Source organism: Leptospira noguchii serovar Panama str. CZ214, assembly GCF_000306255.2.
GTDB lineage: Bacteria > Spirochaetota > Leptospiria > Leptospirales > Leptospiraceae > Leptospira > Leptospira noguchii.
The window spans coordinates 239,257-256,760 of record NZ_AKWY02000034.1 but is presented as its reverse complement, the minus strand read 5'-3'; the positions used below and the strand labels follow the sequence as shown (position 1 = coordinate 256,760).

Sequence of the window (17,504 nt, the reverse complement as noted above, 5' to 3'; positions counted from 1 at the left end):
TTATTAATCGCTACTATGGAATTTTTAAACAACTCTAAATTCTAAAAATCTTTTTCTTTAAAACTAAAACACTTTAATAATTCCTAATGTTTAAGTATTTTTTTCATTAGATAGACCATTTTTTTTTCCAATACCATTTCAGGAAACTATGATTTAATCCCTTTGGAATCATGTCTTTCCCAACCAAATCAGAATGTGAAGAATAAAAATCGTCTACATCCAAAAAAACTCCCCATTTCATTATGAGTTTTTTACGATCATTTACACTTTCTAAAAATTTCGGATCTAATTCTTTAAAAATTTTATGATCAGAAATCGTCTGAATAAACTCTGAAAACGGATTACTAACCAACCTAAAACCTATTTTTCGAAGTCTCAGACATAAATCTATATCCCAATAGTATTTTTGAAAAGACTCGTCCAACCCGTTAATTAAACTCCAATTTTTTTTCGAAATCAACAAACAGTTTCCAGATATAGCAGAAACATTTTTTTCAACCCATTCTCCAGACCATATTTTTGTTTTGGATAAAGTAAGATTATTTCCGGACTTTCCAATAAATCCATTTTTTCCAAGAATTAGCGAAGAATAAATCAGTTCTCTTTTTTGATTCAGAACGATAGGTGAAACCGCTCCTATTTCGGAGAACTGTGCGTGTTGTAATAATTCGTAGAGCCAATTCTGGCTGTAAGGTTGAAACCCAGGATTCCAGAAAAAAACAAAATCTCCTTCTGTTCTTGCAACCACTCTATTCAACTCTCCAGAAATCAGAGAATTATTTAATAATTTATAATATTTTAATTTTATATTTTTATTTATCTCAACCTGATCCAATATACTTTGCTCCGGAAGCCAAAGTTCAATCTGAATGTCTAAAGAAAGAGAAAGAAAATTTTGTATACTTTGTTTGAAAGACCCTAAATTTAAGCTTTCGTAATTCCACACTACCACTGATACTATATATTTTTTTTTAAATTTACGAAGAACGTGATAGGTAAAAGGATAATTTCCAGGAACAATTTTTTCAACTTTTTCTTTTTTATCATTATAATATTCTAAAATAGCTTTCTTAGAACTTGCCTCACATACTTCCGCTTTTTTTCTAGAAAAACTTCCTCCATGAAGGCGCCATATATATAAGAAATATGGTAACCTTTTAATTCGATCGGTAAATCTAGATGCCCTAAGAGCGAATTCATGATCCTGGCTCCCGTCATATCCTTCTCTAATTCCACCCATTTTATATATTAAGTTTTTTGAAATTACTACAAAATGGCAGATATAATTATGAGAGATTAATTTTTCAGGTGAGAATTCCGGTTTTACAGAAAGTGAAAAAATTCCTGGAATTTTAGATTGAAATATTTCATCGGAATAAAGAAACTCAGGTCTATTTTTTTCTTCCTGCAGTGTGTTCACGACAATTGATAACGCATTTTTTGACAAACGATCATCGTGATCTAAAAATGCTACGTATTCTCCCTTAGAACATTCAAAAGCTTTTTGAGTTGTTAAACTAATTCCTCCGTTTTTATCAGAACGAAAATATAAAATTCTAGAATCGTTTTTGATTCTTTCTTTCAGATAATTTCCTGGATTTTCGTCCGGAGAAGCGTCGTCTACAAGTATTAATTCCCAATTTGTATATTTCTGTGAAACGACCGAGTCCACCATTTCCTTTAAATGATCAAGCCGAGTATTGTACACTGGAACTAAAATACTCAACAAAGGAGAATATACAAACTCAGATGATATTTTAGGTTCCTTGTATATTCCAAAATAATATTGATATTGTCTTAAAAGATATTTTAGCTTTCGATAAAACTCATCGATTTTTAAAGTTAACGTTAACATTTTTAAATATATTAATACATTCTAATTTTATAATTTTTTATTTTTACTGACATTATATAACATATGTCCAATATTCTACACTACTTAAGAACCAAGCAATAAAATATCTGATCTGATAATTTAACACTTAAATCATGTACATTCTACGCAAGAAAATCGGGGCGAATCCGGCGTTGCCGGACCGCGCTTTCAGCTCCAGTCAATAAATTGTATGAAAGAAACGTTATACAATATTCTACCCTTAATTTCAATTTAATTATAGAACACGATCTGTCGAACGACCCATGGGGAGTGAGACGCTTTAGTTCGAGAGAGCGTTTTACTGAGTTCAATTTTGATTCTAAAATCCTATTCAACTTGTGGGGTTGGTTATGGCTTCCTATGGGGTGAGGCGGGAAACTCAGCAACACCGCTTTCTATGGGGCGCGGCGGGAAACTCAGCAACACCGCTTCCTATCATAACCAACCCCACAAGTATTTGGATCTCAATATTAAATCTGTGGGAATTACGACCAATCCTCTGTAAAACTAAGTTCCCACCCTTATTTTTGGGTGGGGGCGGAGGTGGAGAAGTTCGGAAGACTTTTCTCTATCAGAAAAATATACTTTTTGCAAGTAAAAAGACTTATTCTTGTCGGAACACTTGAAAAATGTGTGTTTTTGAACTCAGCAACACCGCTTTCTATGGGGCGCGGCGTTATATAAGAATTTTATGTTGTACTAATTTATAACGCAGGAACGCCCAAACTTTTTTTATTAATGAGTCTCACTTTGCAAAAAACTTAAGACAACGAACTAAAAATTGTACAATTCCGTAAATGATTGGATTTTTAGTCAGTATTAAAAACTGTTCTTCTAATTCTCTTGCTTTTAAATGACGTATAAACAAAACTTCTGCGTTTTCAGTATATAAACGTCTATGATTGTTAAATAACTGCAAATAAAGCGGTAAATACGTTTCCATTGATCGACTAGAGCGAGATATGTGGCCTCTTCTATAATAAAACATTACCCGCGGTATTCTATAAACTTTCCTTCCCTTTTCAATCAACGAAAGCCAAAAGTCATAATCTTCCCATTCGTCTTTCATGTTTTCATTAAATCCGCCAACCTCTTTCCAATCCGATTTTCTAAATACTGCAGATACAAATATACAATTATCTAAAAGTATTTCCGGAAAACTATATTCAGGTAGATTCCATTTTCCTTTTATAGAACCAAAAAACTCTGCTTCACAATATACAATTCCTAAAGACGGATTTTTTTCATAAACAGAGACTGCTTCTAAAAGATAATCAGGATGAATTGTATCATCCGAATCTAATGGTAAGATGAACTCTCCTTTGGCTGCTTCAATTCCTACATTTCTGGCTACGGCTGGACCAGATCGGTCAATTTTAATTACTATATATTTTTTTTTGAGTTCTTTTAATTTTTCAATCGTATATTCATCGTTAGATCCATCGTCTACAATTATAACTTCCCAGTTTTTATAACTCTGTTCGAATATACTTTGAAGCGTTTGTTCGATGTATTTTCCGTAGTTATAACACGGTATAATTATGGAAACGATAGGATTATTATTCATTTTTAAAATAAAATTATTAAAGAATTAATTCGCCACTTAGTTTTTGTTTTATGGAAATAGTCAATTGAAGCAGTTTTATTGATCGTCACTATAAAATTTTTCAATAATCCTAATATTCAAAAATAGAAATATTAATTAATAATAAAACTGAATTTAAAAAATTTCTAGATTAATACAATTTAGAAGAACTTCGGCGTCTTTGTAAAAAACACGGTTTATTTTTTTATGTGTTTTCGTTGTAAATTGGATTGGGTAATTGTTTTAAATATTTTTTAGGTTTGTGCCAAATTTTATCTTTTTGGATTTAGAAATCTATAGAGCTTAAAAAGTATCTTCCAAATGAAAGTATCAGATAACTTTTCAAGTAGATAATTATTCAATTTATAAACTATGTAAGCCCAGATTGGAAAATACTTTCTTTTAATTTTTTGATATTCTTCTGCGATCCGTTTTCTATTTTTCGGTTGAGCGCTTACTCCATTAAAATCGTATAAAGTAACAAATACAGGAGCGTGTTTTATTTTTATATTTTTATTAAACCAAAATCTGTGAAAAAATTCAAAATCAGCAGCAAATAAATATTCTTCATTATAATATCCGTATAAATCGAAAAGGGCTTTACGAATAAAAGCTGCTTGATGGCATAAAGACTTTATCGACCAATAAAAATAATTCAATCGATCAGGATATTTTCTTTCAATAACACCATCATTTTTAGAATCTATCAGTATATTTCCATATACTAAATCAATATCTTGTTCTAAAAATTTAGAAATTTCCAATAATACATCTTTTTGTAATAAAGTATCTCCCGCATTTAAAAAGATGAGATACTCCCCTTTAGAAAGGGAGATTCCTTTATTTTGTGCATTATAAATTCCTTTATCTTTTTCATAGATAAATTTTTTAATTAAATCCAGATTTGATTTCAAATATTCAAAACTTCCGTCCGTTGAACCTCCGTCTACAACTATTAGTTCGAAATTTGTATAAGTCTGTAAACGTATACTTCCTAAAGTTTTGCGCAATCCTTCTAAATTATTTAAATTGATAGTGATTATTGAAATTTTTGGTTCCCTGGGAAACATGAATTTAAATGGATCTTAAGACTTTCTAAAACTAAATTTTAAATTTATCTAATATTATTTATAAGACATTTAAGTTTTATGAAATATTTATATTTAAAAATTTTTAAAATCTATTCATAATTTCTACAACTTTATAAATATCTTCTTTTGTATGAAAAGTTGAAACAGGAAGACTAAGAGTTGTGCGATGAATCTCTTCTGAAATTGCAAACTCGCTCTCTGTGTATGAAATTAAATCCTTCAGGGCTATTTGTTTATGAGGAGGAATTGGATAATGAACTTCTGTTTTTACACCGTTTTTTAACAGATACTCTCGCAGTTCGTCACGTTTTGTATGACGAACATTAAAGATATGATATACGTCGTAAACTTCTTCGCTAACCATTGGTTTTATAAAATCTTCTTTTAGGTTTTCCAGATAAATTTTTGCCAAACTTCTCTTATGTTCGTTCATTACATCTAAATATTTCAGTTTGATATTTAAAATTGTTGCTTGTAATTCATCTAAACGAGAATTATATCCAACTAAATCATTTTTGTATTTGATTGAAGAGCCGTAGTTTCTCAGTTTCCGTATCTCGTCGTGATACAAATCGTTATCAGTCACAACCGCACCCGCGTCTCCGATGGCTCCCAAATTTTTAGTAGGATAAAAACTAAATCCGCTCATTTCTCCAAACGTTCCGGTTTTTTTACCCTTATATAAGGCTCCATGAGACTGCGCGCAATCTTCAACTAAAAATAGATCATTTTTTTCTTTTATCTTTAAAATAGAATCCATTTCGCAAGGCTTACCATACAAATGTACAATTAGAATTCCTTTTGTTTTAGAATTTATTTTTTCTTCTATCTTTTTGGGATCGATATTATAGGTTCGAATATCCGGCTCAACTAAAACGGGTTTCAAATTTGCATGCAAAATTGCTAATATAGAAGCTATATAAGTATTTGAAGGAACTATAATTTCTGAGTTTTTTTCTATACCTAACGCTTTCAAGGCGAGTATCAGTGCGTCTAGACCATTTCCTACTCCAATACAATGCCTATTTCCATTGTATTCTGCAAATTGATTTTCGAAGTTAGAAACCTCTTTTCCTAATACATACCATCCGCTTTCTATGGTTTCCAAAAGTTTAGTTTTATACTCTTCAAAAAAACGAATATTTGTTAAACGTAAATTTTCGTATTCAATCATATTTAATCTTTATCAACCAACCTGATAAAGTCCGAATAATTTCTTATATAGTCGTCTTCTCTATAATAATCTGAAGCGACAACAAGAAGGATACAACCGGAAGAAAAATTCTCCATAGTATGCCAAAGCATCTTTCCTAAAAGAACTCCAACATTATCCCTGTTCATTAAAATTTCCTGTTTCGTTTTCCCATCATCTAATTTCAATGTAAAACTTCCACTAACACAAAAAATCACCTGCTCAATCTCTTTATGAGCGTGTTGTCCTCTTATACTTACAGAATTTTCTAAATTATTAATATAATAAATTCGTTTTATTTCAAAAGGCACATCTTTAATACCTTCTAGTATAATTAAATTCCCATCTCTATCGTCTCTGACTTTTTTTAGGTCTATATAACCTGAATTTTTAACTATAATTTTATCCATAATAATACCGTTTCTAAACTACACGAAACTCGAGTTGAATGTTTTAAGCCGTATCAGAATAAAATTTTATTTTACTCAGAACCTGTGCCAATAATGGCGTGTAATCTAAAACGCGATCTATCAAACGCCTATAAAAGTAAAACATTTTTCATAAAATTGTAAGAACCCTTACAATACTACGATTTCCGTGAAAACTAACATTTTACCTAAAAGATTCAAGATACTTTCTTTTCAAGCTTCTGGATAAACCTTTAAAAGAGAACGCCGAGCAATTTTTAGAACTTTTTTCAAAACTACAAAACCGTAAAGTAAAATGTTCCAAAAAACTTTCTTTAAAAAAGAATATGAATAAAAATTTCTTTTTTCAATCATATTACATATTTCCAGAATATTCAAATTTTTTAATTTTAGATTATAACGAGAAGCCACTTTAATTAATTGTTTTACATAAATTTTATAAATAACTTTTAAAGCGCTATAGTTCAATCCGTAATCGGAAATCCCGGTTCCAAAAATATTTCCTGCATAAAATTTAAACATATGAAAATGGTAAAATATAAGAGGATTGTCATCGACCAAAACCTTTCCGTCTTTCAATCCAATTTTATATTTTTCTACATTCCAAAGGGCAACTCCTGCTTGTTCGTTTTTTAACACACATACGTTTTTATAAGTTTGCGGCCATACGTCTAAATACTTTTGATCTCCCAAACGTCCTTCTTCTAATCGATTATAACACCATTCCAGACATTGTTCTCTCCAACGGTTGAGACATTGTATTCCAATCTCGTCTCGTTTAAAATATACCATTTGAACATTATAAATTCCATTGACTTCGAGATGTTTAAGACGATCCGGAAAACGATGTGGTATGATCATTACAGAATTTTTTCCGATTTCATTATAAACTGGTTCCACATCGGAAAAAAAATATATGTCTGAATCCAAATAGGTTATATGATCTATATTTTGATTTTTAGTTAAAACATAAGAAGGTAAAACTGGCGAGAGGGTCCAACAATATTCCTGCCAGGTTCGGTTTCCTTTTGCCACTAAAACGTCTTTGGACTCAACATCACCTAACGAAAGTATTGTAATATGATCAAAAGAATTTTCTTTGAAAAAAGCATAAGTTCTATCGTCCATTGCAAGGACCCAAAGATGAAAATCTCCAAAATAAAGTCGAATAGATTCATATAAGGATAATCCTAGAGGCAGATAATTGAAATCAAATAAAGTGCAAAGATATTTCATTATTAGCTATTTATTCTCAAAAGATATATAAAAATTTCATTAAATACTAATTTAATGTGAGTTCGACACAATCAATACAAAAACGATTTTTATGTTGAGTTTCCTAAACCAATCCGTCAAACGCTCACAGAAACGAGACACTGAGTCTGAGAAAGTGTGGCTTGAGTTTAAACACGATCCTTAGAGAACCACAATTACTTGAATCTGAAGATAAAATCTGTTGAAAATACAACAACCTTTCTTAAAAAAGTTAGCTTTGCCTTGATCTTGTTTGGGGAGCGGAAGATTCGACGAGGTTTTTCTATCAAAAAATGATACTTTTTACAAATAAAAAGACTTACTTTTGTCTGTCGGAATATTTGAAAAATTTGTATTTTTACTGCTTCTTAATTCAAAACATTCAAATTTACTTATAAAGATTCTCTAAGTTCAAAAATCATTCCTTTTTCTCTAGTTGATACACCTTCTAGTTCATTCGTAGCTTGTAAATAACTATCAAAATCTGTAACCAAGTCATACTTTGCCTGAAATAGAGAAATAAATTCATCAAAATTAAAAAACCAGGCTGGATAAGAGGCTTTATAAATTTCCGAAGGAACACGCTGAAGTGATACAATAGATTTAGGTAAATCTATAAAATAAGTTCTATCTATTATAATATACTGAAATTCGTATTGAATTATTTTTTTAATTAAAATAAACGGATCTTTTATATAAGGAAAAGAACTAGAAGCTAAAAATACGTTAATTTTCCGATTTTTATCACTAACGCAGGATTCGATAGAATCATAAAAACTTAAAACATCATCTTTAAAATATTTTTTACCTACCTGAACAAAATTCGGTTGTTCCACTATGTTCCAGGATAAATGTTTTATCCCTTTTAAAAAGTTTCGATTTTGATAATAACTACTTCCTAAAGAACCTCCAAAATCTAATATATTCAGTTTTAAACTGGACATGGTAGCTGCATAAAGTAGCCCAGAAATCAAAGGCCAAGAATATTGAATTTTGTCAAAAACAACCGAATCCCTTTCGTAAACGACTTCTCCTCGTTTTACTTTTAGTAAAGATTGTTTACACTTTTCTAAAATTAAATCGGAATCATAAGAACCACAGAATTGAGAAGCCTCTTCCCAAGTTTTATAAATTCCATTAAAACCGTCGTTAAAAAGTCCGTTGTGTCTTTTGAATTTGACCCATTTATGAAATTGCTCTTTTACGAACTTTAATAAACTCCAAAAGATGGAGGGTAAAAAATTATATGCGATTTTTTTTATGTAAATTTTAAAAATTGAATTCATAAAAAAATTTAGAAATTTTACTTTTATATCGTTTAGAAGAGAACACAAATTGGATCTTTTTCATACTCGAACTTTAAACGTTACAAATCTTTAAAGTTTTTCTTAAAATTTTTAAACAATGGTTCACGAATTTTGAATAAATTAAAAATCCACAAATTCTTATAATTTTTATGACATTACCGAGACAGTGATTTTACAAAGGATTTTATATTTATTTTTTTGGACTTTATATAAAACTTTTTGTCGTTTATAAAAACAAAATACATTTTAATTTTTATAAATATATTATTTCTACAAATAAACTTTAGAATAGATTTTTCCAATTCAACAATTTGAATTTTACGGCAAACTAGTTTTTCCCGGCCAAACCCTTATTTTCATATGTTTTAGAAATTGTTTCAATCGAACAAAAATTCGAGTTTTCAAATCCGATCGATTGAGTTTACGAAAATAATCTCTATATAAATTTCTAACGAAAACGTTCTCTTCGATTTGAATCGTTTCAATCCGAATCGGGGTTGAACTCAAGTCTACATCATACTGGTTCGTAACTTCGCAATGTGTTCCGGAAGCGTCCAATCCAATGTTAAAGACTAAAGATCTTGCTGGATACAATGTTAATTTATTTTGCAAAAAGGTGGAGGCATACCATCGTATCGCCCAGGAATTGTTTTTACCCGCAATTTGATCTTTTAACATTTGTGTATAAGGGTAAGATCCTTGCATATCAAATTGGTAAATTAGTTTTTCTGAAATTAGTTTATTTAGAAGTTTTTGTCCATCAGCTTCAAATAAATCCCAACCTCTTTTCCAAGTTGCCCAACCCCAACAATCAGCACCTCTTAAAAAATACGTTTCTGGGGTTTTTGCAGCAAGCGGCAATCGATAGGCATGTATGGAAGCTACCTGAGTTAAGTTTTTATAATATTCTAATCCATGATTTAAATAAGTCAAAAAATATTTTGAAGTTACCATATCATCTTCTAAAACTATAATTTTTCCATGTTTTGTTACTAGTTCGGTCACTCCAGATATAATGGATTTTGCTAAACCTAGATTAGTTTCATTTTCATAAACGATAACTTTTTTAAAACCGGTTGCTTTTTTGACAATCGACCTAACTTCTCTGATCTTGTCTATATTCGTATTGAGTTTAGGCCCATCGCAAAATACGAATAATTCCGATTGTTCCGCACAATCGTTGTTTGATAAAGAATCGATCGTTCTTTTTGTATGTTCCGGTCTATTATAGACAAAAAGTGCAATCGGTGCCAATGCCATCTTTCAACCATCCTTAAACAATCGATTTCTAAGTTGGTTGAAATGACTCAGTGTTCTCCAAAAAAAGATCGATTCCAATTGTATAAAAAATATTTCACGAGTACGTTTGAAAAATAGATTAAATAAAGTACTGGCTATAAATTGAGAAATGACTGTAGCAACAGCGGCTCCTTTAATTCCGTAGAGTGGAATTAAAAAATAATTTAGAACTATGTTCGCCAAACAACCGGATATACTTTTATACAATTCTCCCTTTGGTAAATTTTCAGTTAGATAATAACGGCTACTTGCCACTCCTAAAAAAACAAAAATTCCAGCCCAAATATGAATAGCTAATATGTCACCCGCTTCCGAAAATTTTTCTCCGAAAAACATTCGAATGATCGGATCAGACAAAAACGTCATTGGTATTGCTATCATCAAAGCTAGTAAAAACATAAAAGAATGTAAAAGACTTAATCTTTCCAAGTATAACTTTTGACTAAATTCTTTTGCTTTTAATATTGCTGGAAATATTGATGACGCAATCGTCATTGGAATAAAATACCATACTTCACTAATTTTAACAGCCGCGGTATATACTCCAACCGCTTCGTCTCCCATCATCTGACCGATCATAATCTGATCAATCCGCATATATACAATTACAGCCAATCCTGAAAGCAACAACATCCAACTATCTCTCAACAATGTTCGTGCTTTTTTCCAATTTGCGTGAAGTATAGACAAAGAACCATCATGATATTTATATAATAAAGAATAACCAAATAAACTAATAAACGATTCAATCAATCCAACCCATATAAACGCGAACACACCAAGTCCGTTTAAGATCAACAATACCCGTATTCCAGAAAACACGAGAAACAATCCGTTTTCAAGCCACACAAAGTATTTGGATAAAACTTGAGCCTCATACCAATATTTTATTACTCCGACCGCACGAAAAATGAGAGTCAACCCGACAAGAAATACCATCCAAAATAGATCCGACTGATTTGGTCTAAGAATCGGAATGAGTAAGATCGCTCCTCCATATGCAAATACTCCCGCGATAAGTTGCAATAAAAATGAGGTGGAAATGATCTCTTCTTTATGGGCTTTCTCTTTAATGAGTTCTCTTACGACAACCCCATCGAGTCCTAAATTTGTAAAACTACCGATCAACGCGATATATGCGATTACATAATTTAACTTTCCATAACTATCAGGACCTAGATAACGAGCTATCCAAACTCCTAAAAACATTCCCATACCCATTCTGAAAATTTTATCAAAAAAAAGCCAACCGCTATTATGCAGTATATCTTTCAAATTTGGATATAGAGTATAGAGTTTGTTGAGTAAAATCACGTGTTTGAATTTTATTTTTCTAAATTAACGTCTTTATTTAAAGGAGAAGTTTGTTATAAAATTTTACTAAAACGGAGCATTCAATTTTTAGTATATTTTATTTTAAGAATTTAGTTTACTTTATAACTTTTGAAACAAACTTCTAAATTTCAGGGGTTTGATCATTTACCGTTGTAATCAGAGCTCCCAAACCTGTAAACAATGCCATCATCTGCGATTCTGAGGATTCCCAAGGTATTGTTGTCATTAAATAGGGAATAAAACAAATATAAAAATGAAAATACCGGAATGATCTAAGATCTCTTTTTAAGGAATTTTTTAATGCAATTATAAAAATAAAAAACGAATAAATATACAATATCAAAGCGGTGATAGGACCAGAAGTTTTATGAGAGTCAAAAAATACGTTATGATACCAAAAGGTATATTCAGATCCAATTGTTATTTTAGGATATACAAAAAAATCTTTTTTAACTGTATTCCAATAATCAATATGGTGATTCAATTTCTCGGAATAAATTCCGTTCATAATTCTCTGACCAATATATGTTTCTTTTAAGAAAAGATAAATAGAAGAACCAGAAATTAATAGAGTTAAAAATCCAATGATAAACTTATAATATACGCTTTTATTAGGAATCGAATAAATTTTCCACAATCGAACTAAAACTAATACGATTATATTTGTAATGATCAGAAAAAAAAAGGTTCGTGCACTAAATAGAAATGAAATAGAAAGACTCATTAAAAAGACGAATATAAAAAAAACGTTTTGCCGTTTTAATTTTTTATCTACTTCTAAAAGATAACCGTTAAAACAAAAAAGAACGATAGGCAACATACTAGCCAAGATGGTAATCCCCGGTGAATTATATTCCATTTTATAAAAAAAGTGGTATGCTTTTCCGTAATAAGGAGGTTCTAAATAAACTAAAGTCGCAATGGAATTGGTGATTGCAAACACAAACATTCCCAATGCAATTCCTATAAAAAAAAGTTTTTTTTGTTTTAAACTTGGAAGCGCAAAAATAATAAAAAATGAAAATAAAGCTGGAAACGCCTTAAAAATATAAAGTATAGGATTCAACTTACCATTCAAATGTTGAGGCATATTTGGAGTTTTATAAAAAAAGAAATAAGTTAATAAGAAAGAAACAACTAATAACAGAGAGAAAGTTGAAGAGATATTCCACTTTGTATTTATTAATAATAAAATACTAATTATAAAAGACAATCCTATAACAAACAAAGAAAGGCGCCCATTTATAGTTCCAAAACCTATTAAAATCGCACAAATCCAACAAATAGCGGGAAGAGAAAAAAAACGAAATTTAAATAGATAATCTGTTATAATTGACACGCTTTTTAATGGGAAGTGAGCGCTCATAAATTTTTTCTCAATTTCATAAAATAGAATACTTTTTTAAAATCGGATAAATTTAACATACGTTAAATTTTCTATCGTGCCCCAAAACCGGTTAAGATCGTCTTAACGGTTTTAAAAGTAATTAACATATCCAACCAAAATGAAAAATTTTTTATATAATAAAAATCGTATTCTAACTTTACTTTCATTCCATCCACTTCAGCGGCATATCCCTGCTCTACTTGTGCCCAACCGGATATACCAGGCCTAACAATATGTCGATAAGCAAAAAAAGGAACATCCTTTTCATACCATTCTGAAAGTTCCATGGACTCGGGCCTGGGTCCGATAAAACTCATATCTCCTTTTAGAACATTAAAAATTTGCAATGTTTCATCAAGTCGATATTTTCGTAATACCTTCCCAATTTTAGTAATTCTTAAATCATTTTCCTCTTGAGTAAATCCTTTTCCTTTTTTCTCAACATACATCGTTCTAAATTTATAAAGAGTAAATATCCTTCCGCGATACCCCATTCTTTTCTGAGAAAAGATGACCTTTCCTTTACTTTCTAAACGGATAAGTACCGCTATTAAAAACATAAAAGGAAAAAAAATTGGTAAAAAGAATAAGGCAGCTATAAAATCTATGAACCGTTTTACTGTTTCATAAAATTTAGAAGGTAATAAAGAGCCGAATTCATTTTCAGAGAGGTAAGTAATTTTTACTCTCCCTGTCAATGACTCTATAATTTGTTTAGTATGATAAACAGGTATTCTAGATAAAGTGCACCTTGCTAAAAACTTTTCCCATTCGGGAGTCAAATTCTTTGCACGTAAGTCTGCCACCACTGCATCAAATCTTTCTTTTCCCAAGTCAGGTTTTTTCAAAAAAACAAACTGAGTTCCATGAGTTTCTCTAAACTCCAGAGCTTCTCCAAATGGAACCAATGCAAACCTTTGCAAGCGATATCGATGTCCTATAAAATATCCTATATAACACCAAGATAATGTAGCAATAAAACCCAACAAAATGACTTGAATACTGTATTCCGCTCGATTTATTAAATTAAATGCAACTAGGATTCCGAATACAATTGCAGTTGTAGGTAAAATGTAAGCAGAGGATTGAGCCCCGGGATATTTTAATAATCTCCTTAAGGAAATAAAGGTAATATTAAAAGCAATTAAAACTCCCATCGCCGAATTGAAGCTATTTTTATCAATACGATTCCAAAAGTCAAATCCCCATAACGGAACTATAGTAATACAAGAAACGAATAAACTACCTGCAGTTAATTGAAAGAGCGTACTTAAAAGTACTAGTTCATGAATTCTAGAATGCCTTCGAACGTACATAAATTAAGAAAGAACTTTTAAAACGGTCTCCGCAGCGTTATCAACGGAAAATTTACTCTTAAGAAGTAAATTTGCATTTCTACCCATTTGTTTTCTAGTTTTATCATCTAACAATACAAGTGCGTTTTTATAAAGTTTTTCAACATCACCTGCAATTGTGACCAAACCAGATTTAGAATCTTCTAATATATTTTTAAGATCATTTCCAGGATTTACGGCACCTAAAATTGGCTTTTCCTGGACCATATACCCTAAAATTTTGCCTGGAAAATTATGCGTTTTATGACCAAAGTGCAAAGTAAAAAGCCCAATATCAAACTCGGCTAGCATAAGTTTAAATTCTTCTTGAGACACAGGATCCAAGAGAATCATATTATTTAATTCTAAATCTTGTATTGACATTTTAACTAACTCAACTTCATCCCCTGCTCCAACTAACAAAAAGACAACATCTGTATGAGTTCTCATTTTTTCAGCTAAACGAACGATATTCATCATATCTTGGGCTTTACCAATATTTCCACCATAGAAAAAAACAATCTTTCCTTCTAAGTTTAACTTTTTGCGATAAAAGTGGTTTTTATTTAAAACGGGAGAATCGGTAGCCCAGTTGTAAAGAAGTTCAATATTCTTAAATTCAGGAAATTTCTTAGAAAACCATTCTATATTTGCAGGGGATTGTATTCCTATTTGATCTGCTGCTTTGTAATTTAGTTTTTCATAATATTTTAAAAAACATGCTATCAAAGACTTTTCACGAATCATTCCATTGTCAATAATCCATTGAGGAAAAAAATCTCTTAAAATTAGATAAGAAGGGACTTTCCATAAATTTTTTAAGCGAAACACTAGATTTCCCCAAAAAATAGAAGGAGAGTAATAAATGATTAGATCATGGCGATTTTGAATAAAATATTTTTTTAGATATTTCCAAGCCCTTCTGGAAAGTATAAATTCGTTGATAAGACGTTTTAGTTTTGAAACGTTTTTAATTTTACCCGATGAAAATTGTAAAATAGAAACTCCGTCTAAAGTATCTTTTTTATAATTTTGTTCCAAATCGGTTCCAGGTGTAATAACTGTTATCTCGTTTCCTTTCTCTTTTAATTTTACCGCCAATTCATGCATCATCTTAGCAGCGACTTTTGTACTTTTAGGAAGGTAATCGTCAACGATGATACAAATTTTCAAAATAGAATCCTAATATTTTTTCCAAACAACTCGGTTCACATAATCTGTATAACTATGAATGATTCGGACAACTTTTTCCGAAACATTTGGCATACTATAATCGCTAACGTTACGTAAAAGTTTTTCCTCACCTCTAGGTTGTTTTTCTAAAATTTGGAGAGCTTGTAATATTCTTTCTTTTTCCAAACCTACCATCATTACACTTGCTTCTTCCATTCCTTCTGGTCTCTCATGCGCTTCTCGAATATTCAAAGCCGGGAAATTGAGTATAGAAGATTCTTCTGTAATGGTTCCGCTGTCAGAAAGAACCGCTTTGGCAGATAACTGTAGTTTATTATAATCTTTAAAACCTAAAGGTTTTAAAAGTTGAACCAATGGATTAAAAGAAGTATTCGCCACATTGATTTTTTTTTGAGTTCTAGGATGAGTCGAAATAATAACTGGAAATTTAAATACTTCAGCTATTGTATTAATAACATCCACCAATTTAGCAAAATTCTTATCTGAATCTATGTTTTCTTCTCTATGTGCGCTTACGACAAAATATTTTCCTTCTGAAACTTTCAATTTTTCTAAAATATCTGATTTTTTAATTCCTTCCAAGTAATAATTTAAGACTTCAAACATAGGACTTCCTGTCTTGATTACCATATCAGAGGGTAAACCTTCTTTTAAAAGATATTCCCTAGCAATACTACTATAAGTTAAATTAATATCGGCGGTATGATCAACGATTCGTCTGTTGATTTCCTCAGGAACACGTTGGTCAAAACAGCGATTCCCCGCTTCCATATGAAAAATAGGTATCTTTCTTCTTTTAGCGGGAATTACCGCCATACAACTGTTCGTATCTCCTAAAACCAAAACAGCATCTGGTTGAACTTGAGCAAGTAATTCGTCCACTTTAATAATAACATTTCCGATAGTTGCCGCTCCTGAGGCACCTGCGGCATTTAAAAAATGATCTGGTTTTCTAATTTCCAAATCATTAAAAAAAATCTCATTAAGCTCATAGTCATAATTTTGACCGGTATGAATCATAACATGATCAGAATATTGATCTAGTTTCGCAAGAACTCTAGATAGACGAATAATTTCCGGTCTTGTGCCTATAATTGTAGAAACTTTTAATTTTTTCATAAATCAATTTTACAGGAGTATGTATCGGGTTTAGATTTATCGAAAATTTCACTGGCCCAAAGCATTACGACCATTTTTTCCTGACCTACATTGGTAATATCGTGTGTCCATCCGGGTATAGATTCTACAACCTGCGGACTATCTCCTTCCGTAAAAGTCTCAAAATATTCATTTGTTAGAATATGCCGAAAACGAAATTTTGCTTTTCCAGTAATAACAAGAAATTTTTCAATTTTACTATGATGATAATGCTCCCCTCGCGTTACACCAGGATAGGCCGTAAAAAAAGAAAACTGACCTGTATCCTGAGTTTTAAGCATTTCTACAAATACACCTCTTTGATCTTTATACTGGGGAATGGAGTATGAAAAGGAATTGGTATCTAAATAACTAGTAAATGTAGCGTACAAAGCACGTATCAAACCAGTTCCTACATTAGGAATTATTAAATCTTTACGGCTTTGTTTAAAAGATTGTAATATTTTATAGAGTTCACCTAAAGTTATTTTATAAGTAATAAGGTTTTGATCAAAGTTTTGAGACGAATTTTTTAAAACACTAATAAATTTATCTACTACATCATCGACATAGGCTAAGACTATATTTGTATCCGGATCGTTAATTTTTACAGGTAAATCTCTGGCAATATTATGACAGAACGTAGCAATTACAGAATTGTAATTAGGGCGACACCATTTCCCAAAGACGTTTGGTAAACGAAAAATAAAAACAGGATTTCCATTTTCAGATTGTAAACGTTTGAGAAAATCTTCAGCTTCTAATTTACTCTTTCCATATGCGTTATCCAATGTCGCTTGAATCGAAGACGAAAAAAGAATAGGAGTTTTTTTATTTTTTTCTTTTAATAAACTGCAAATAAATTCAGTTAAATCCGTATTTACTTTTTTAAATTCCAGATTTTCTCTAGGGCGATTCACTCCGGCCAGGTGAAAAATAAAATCTACTTCAGAAATAAATTGTGATAATTCCTCTTTAGTAGATTCTTTGAAATAAGAAAATATTTTAAATTCTTTTCTCTCTTTTAGATGAAGAATTAGATTTTTTCCAATAAAACCATTTGCACCCGTTATTAAAATATTCAT

14 protein-coding genes are annotated in these 17,504 nt (G+C 30.8%); all 14 read right to left on the bottom strand.

What is annotated here, in order from left to right; all coding sequences use genetic code 11:
• Window positions 1-106 precede the first annotated feature (106 nt).
• Window positions 107-1,855, bottom strand: a complete 1,749-nt coding sequence (locus tag LEP1GSC059_RS18480; protein ID WP_020981200.1) for a glycosyltransferase family 2 protein — start codon at window positions 1,853-1,855, stop codon at window positions 107-109.
• Between the two features lie 766 nt (window positions 1,856-2,621).
• The gene (locus LEP1GSC059_RS18470; RefSeq protein ID WP_020981233.1) at window positions 2,622-3,443 is read right to left on the bottom strand and encodes a glycosyltransferase family A protein; all 822 of its coding nucleotides are present in this window, start codon (window positions 3,441-3,443) and stop codon (window positions 2,622-2,624) included.
• A 290-nt stretch (window positions 3,444-3,733) separates the two neighbouring features.
• Complete coding sequence (locus tag LEP1GSC059_RS18465) at window positions 3,734-4,531, bottom strand: glycosyltransferase family 2 protein (protein ID WP_017214752.1); 798 nt, start codon at window positions 4,529-4,531, stop codon at window positions 3,734-3,736.
• A gap of 103 nt (window positions 4,532-4,634) precedes the next feature.
• Window positions 4,635-5,726 (bottom strand): DegT/DnrJ/EryC1/StrS family aminotransferase, encoded by a 1,092-nt coding sequence (locus LEP1GSC059_RS18460; RefSeq protein ID WP_017214751.1) that lies wholly within the window; start codon window positions 5,724-5,726, stop codon window positions 4,635-4,637.
• Window positions 5,727-5,728: 2 nt separating this feature from the next.
• A complete protein-coding gene (locus LEP1GSC059_RS18455) occupies window positions 5,729-6,154 on the bottom strand; it encodes a sugar 3,4-ketoisomerase (RefSeq protein ID WP_002178492.1) in 426 nt (141 codons plus the stop codon).
• Window positions 6,155-6,385: 231 nt separating this feature from the next.
• A complete protein-coding gene (locus LEP1GSC059_RS18450) occupies window positions 6,386-7,408 on the bottom strand; it encodes a hypothetical protein (protein ID WP_017214750.1) in 1,023 nt (340 codons plus the stop codon).
• Window positions 7,409-7,818: 410 nt separating this feature from the next.
• Complete coding sequence (locus LEP1GSC059_RS18445) at window positions 7,819-8,712, bottom strand: TIGR04325 family methyltransferase (protein WP_036057972.1); 894 nt, start codon at window positions 8,710-8,712, stop codon at window positions 7,819-7,821.
• Between the two features lie 339 nt (window positions 8,713-9,051).
• Window positions 9,052-9,993 (bottom strand): glycosyltransferase family A protein, encoded by a 942-nt coding sequence (locus LEP1GSC059_RS18440; protein ID WP_017214748.1) that lies wholly within the window; start codon window positions 9,991-9,993, stop codon window positions 9,052-9,054.
• A gap of 3 nt (window positions 9,994-9,996) precedes the next feature.
• Window positions 9,997-11,346 carry a flippase gene (locus LEP1GSC059_RS18435; RefSeq protein WP_017214747.1) on the bottom strand — a complete coding sequence of 450 codons (1,350 nt, stop codon included), beginning with the start codon at window positions 11,344-11,346 and terminating at the stop codon, window positions 9,997-9,999.
• Window positions 11,347-11,488: 142 nt separating this feature from the next.
• Window positions 11,489-12,733 (bottom strand): DUF1229 domain-containing protein, encoded by a 1,245-nt coding sequence (locus tag LEP1GSC059_RS18430; RefSeq protein WP_020981311.1) that lies wholly within the window; start codon window positions 12,731-12,733, stop codon window positions 11,489-11,491.
• Between the two features lie 71 nt (window positions 12,734-12,804).
• Window positions 12,805-14,070: an exopolysaccharide biosynthesis polyprenyl glycosylphosphotransferase gene (locus tag LEP1GSC059_RS18425; protein ID WP_020981251.1), complete on the bottom strand. Its 1,266-nt coding sequence runs from the start codon at window positions 14,068-14,070 to the stop codon at window positions 12,805-12,807.
• A 3-nt stretch (window positions 14,071-14,073) separates the two neighbouring features.
• Window positions 14,074-15,261: a glycosyltransferase family 4 protein gene (locus tag LEP1GSC059_RS18420; protein WP_017214744.1), complete on the bottom strand. Its 1,188-nt coding sequence runs from the start codon at window positions 15,259-15,261 to the stop codon at window positions 14,074-14,076.
• 9 nt (window positions 15,262-15,270) lie between these two features.
• Window positions 15,271-16,401, bottom strand: a complete 1,131-nt coding sequence (gene wecB, locus LEP1GSC059_RS18415) for a non-hydrolyzing UDP-N-acetylglucosamine 2-epimerase (protein WP_020981182.1) — start codon at window positions 16,399-16,401, stop codon at window positions 15,271-15,273.
• Complete coding sequence (wbjC, locus tag LEP1GSC059_RS18410) at window positions 16,398-17,504, bottom strand: UDP-2-acetamido-2,6-beta-L-arabino-hexul-4-ose reductase (protein WP_020981201.1); 1,107 nt, start codon at window positions 17,502-17,504, stop codon at window positions 16,398-16,400. Before wbjC ends, wecB begins: the two co-directional genes overlap by 4 nt.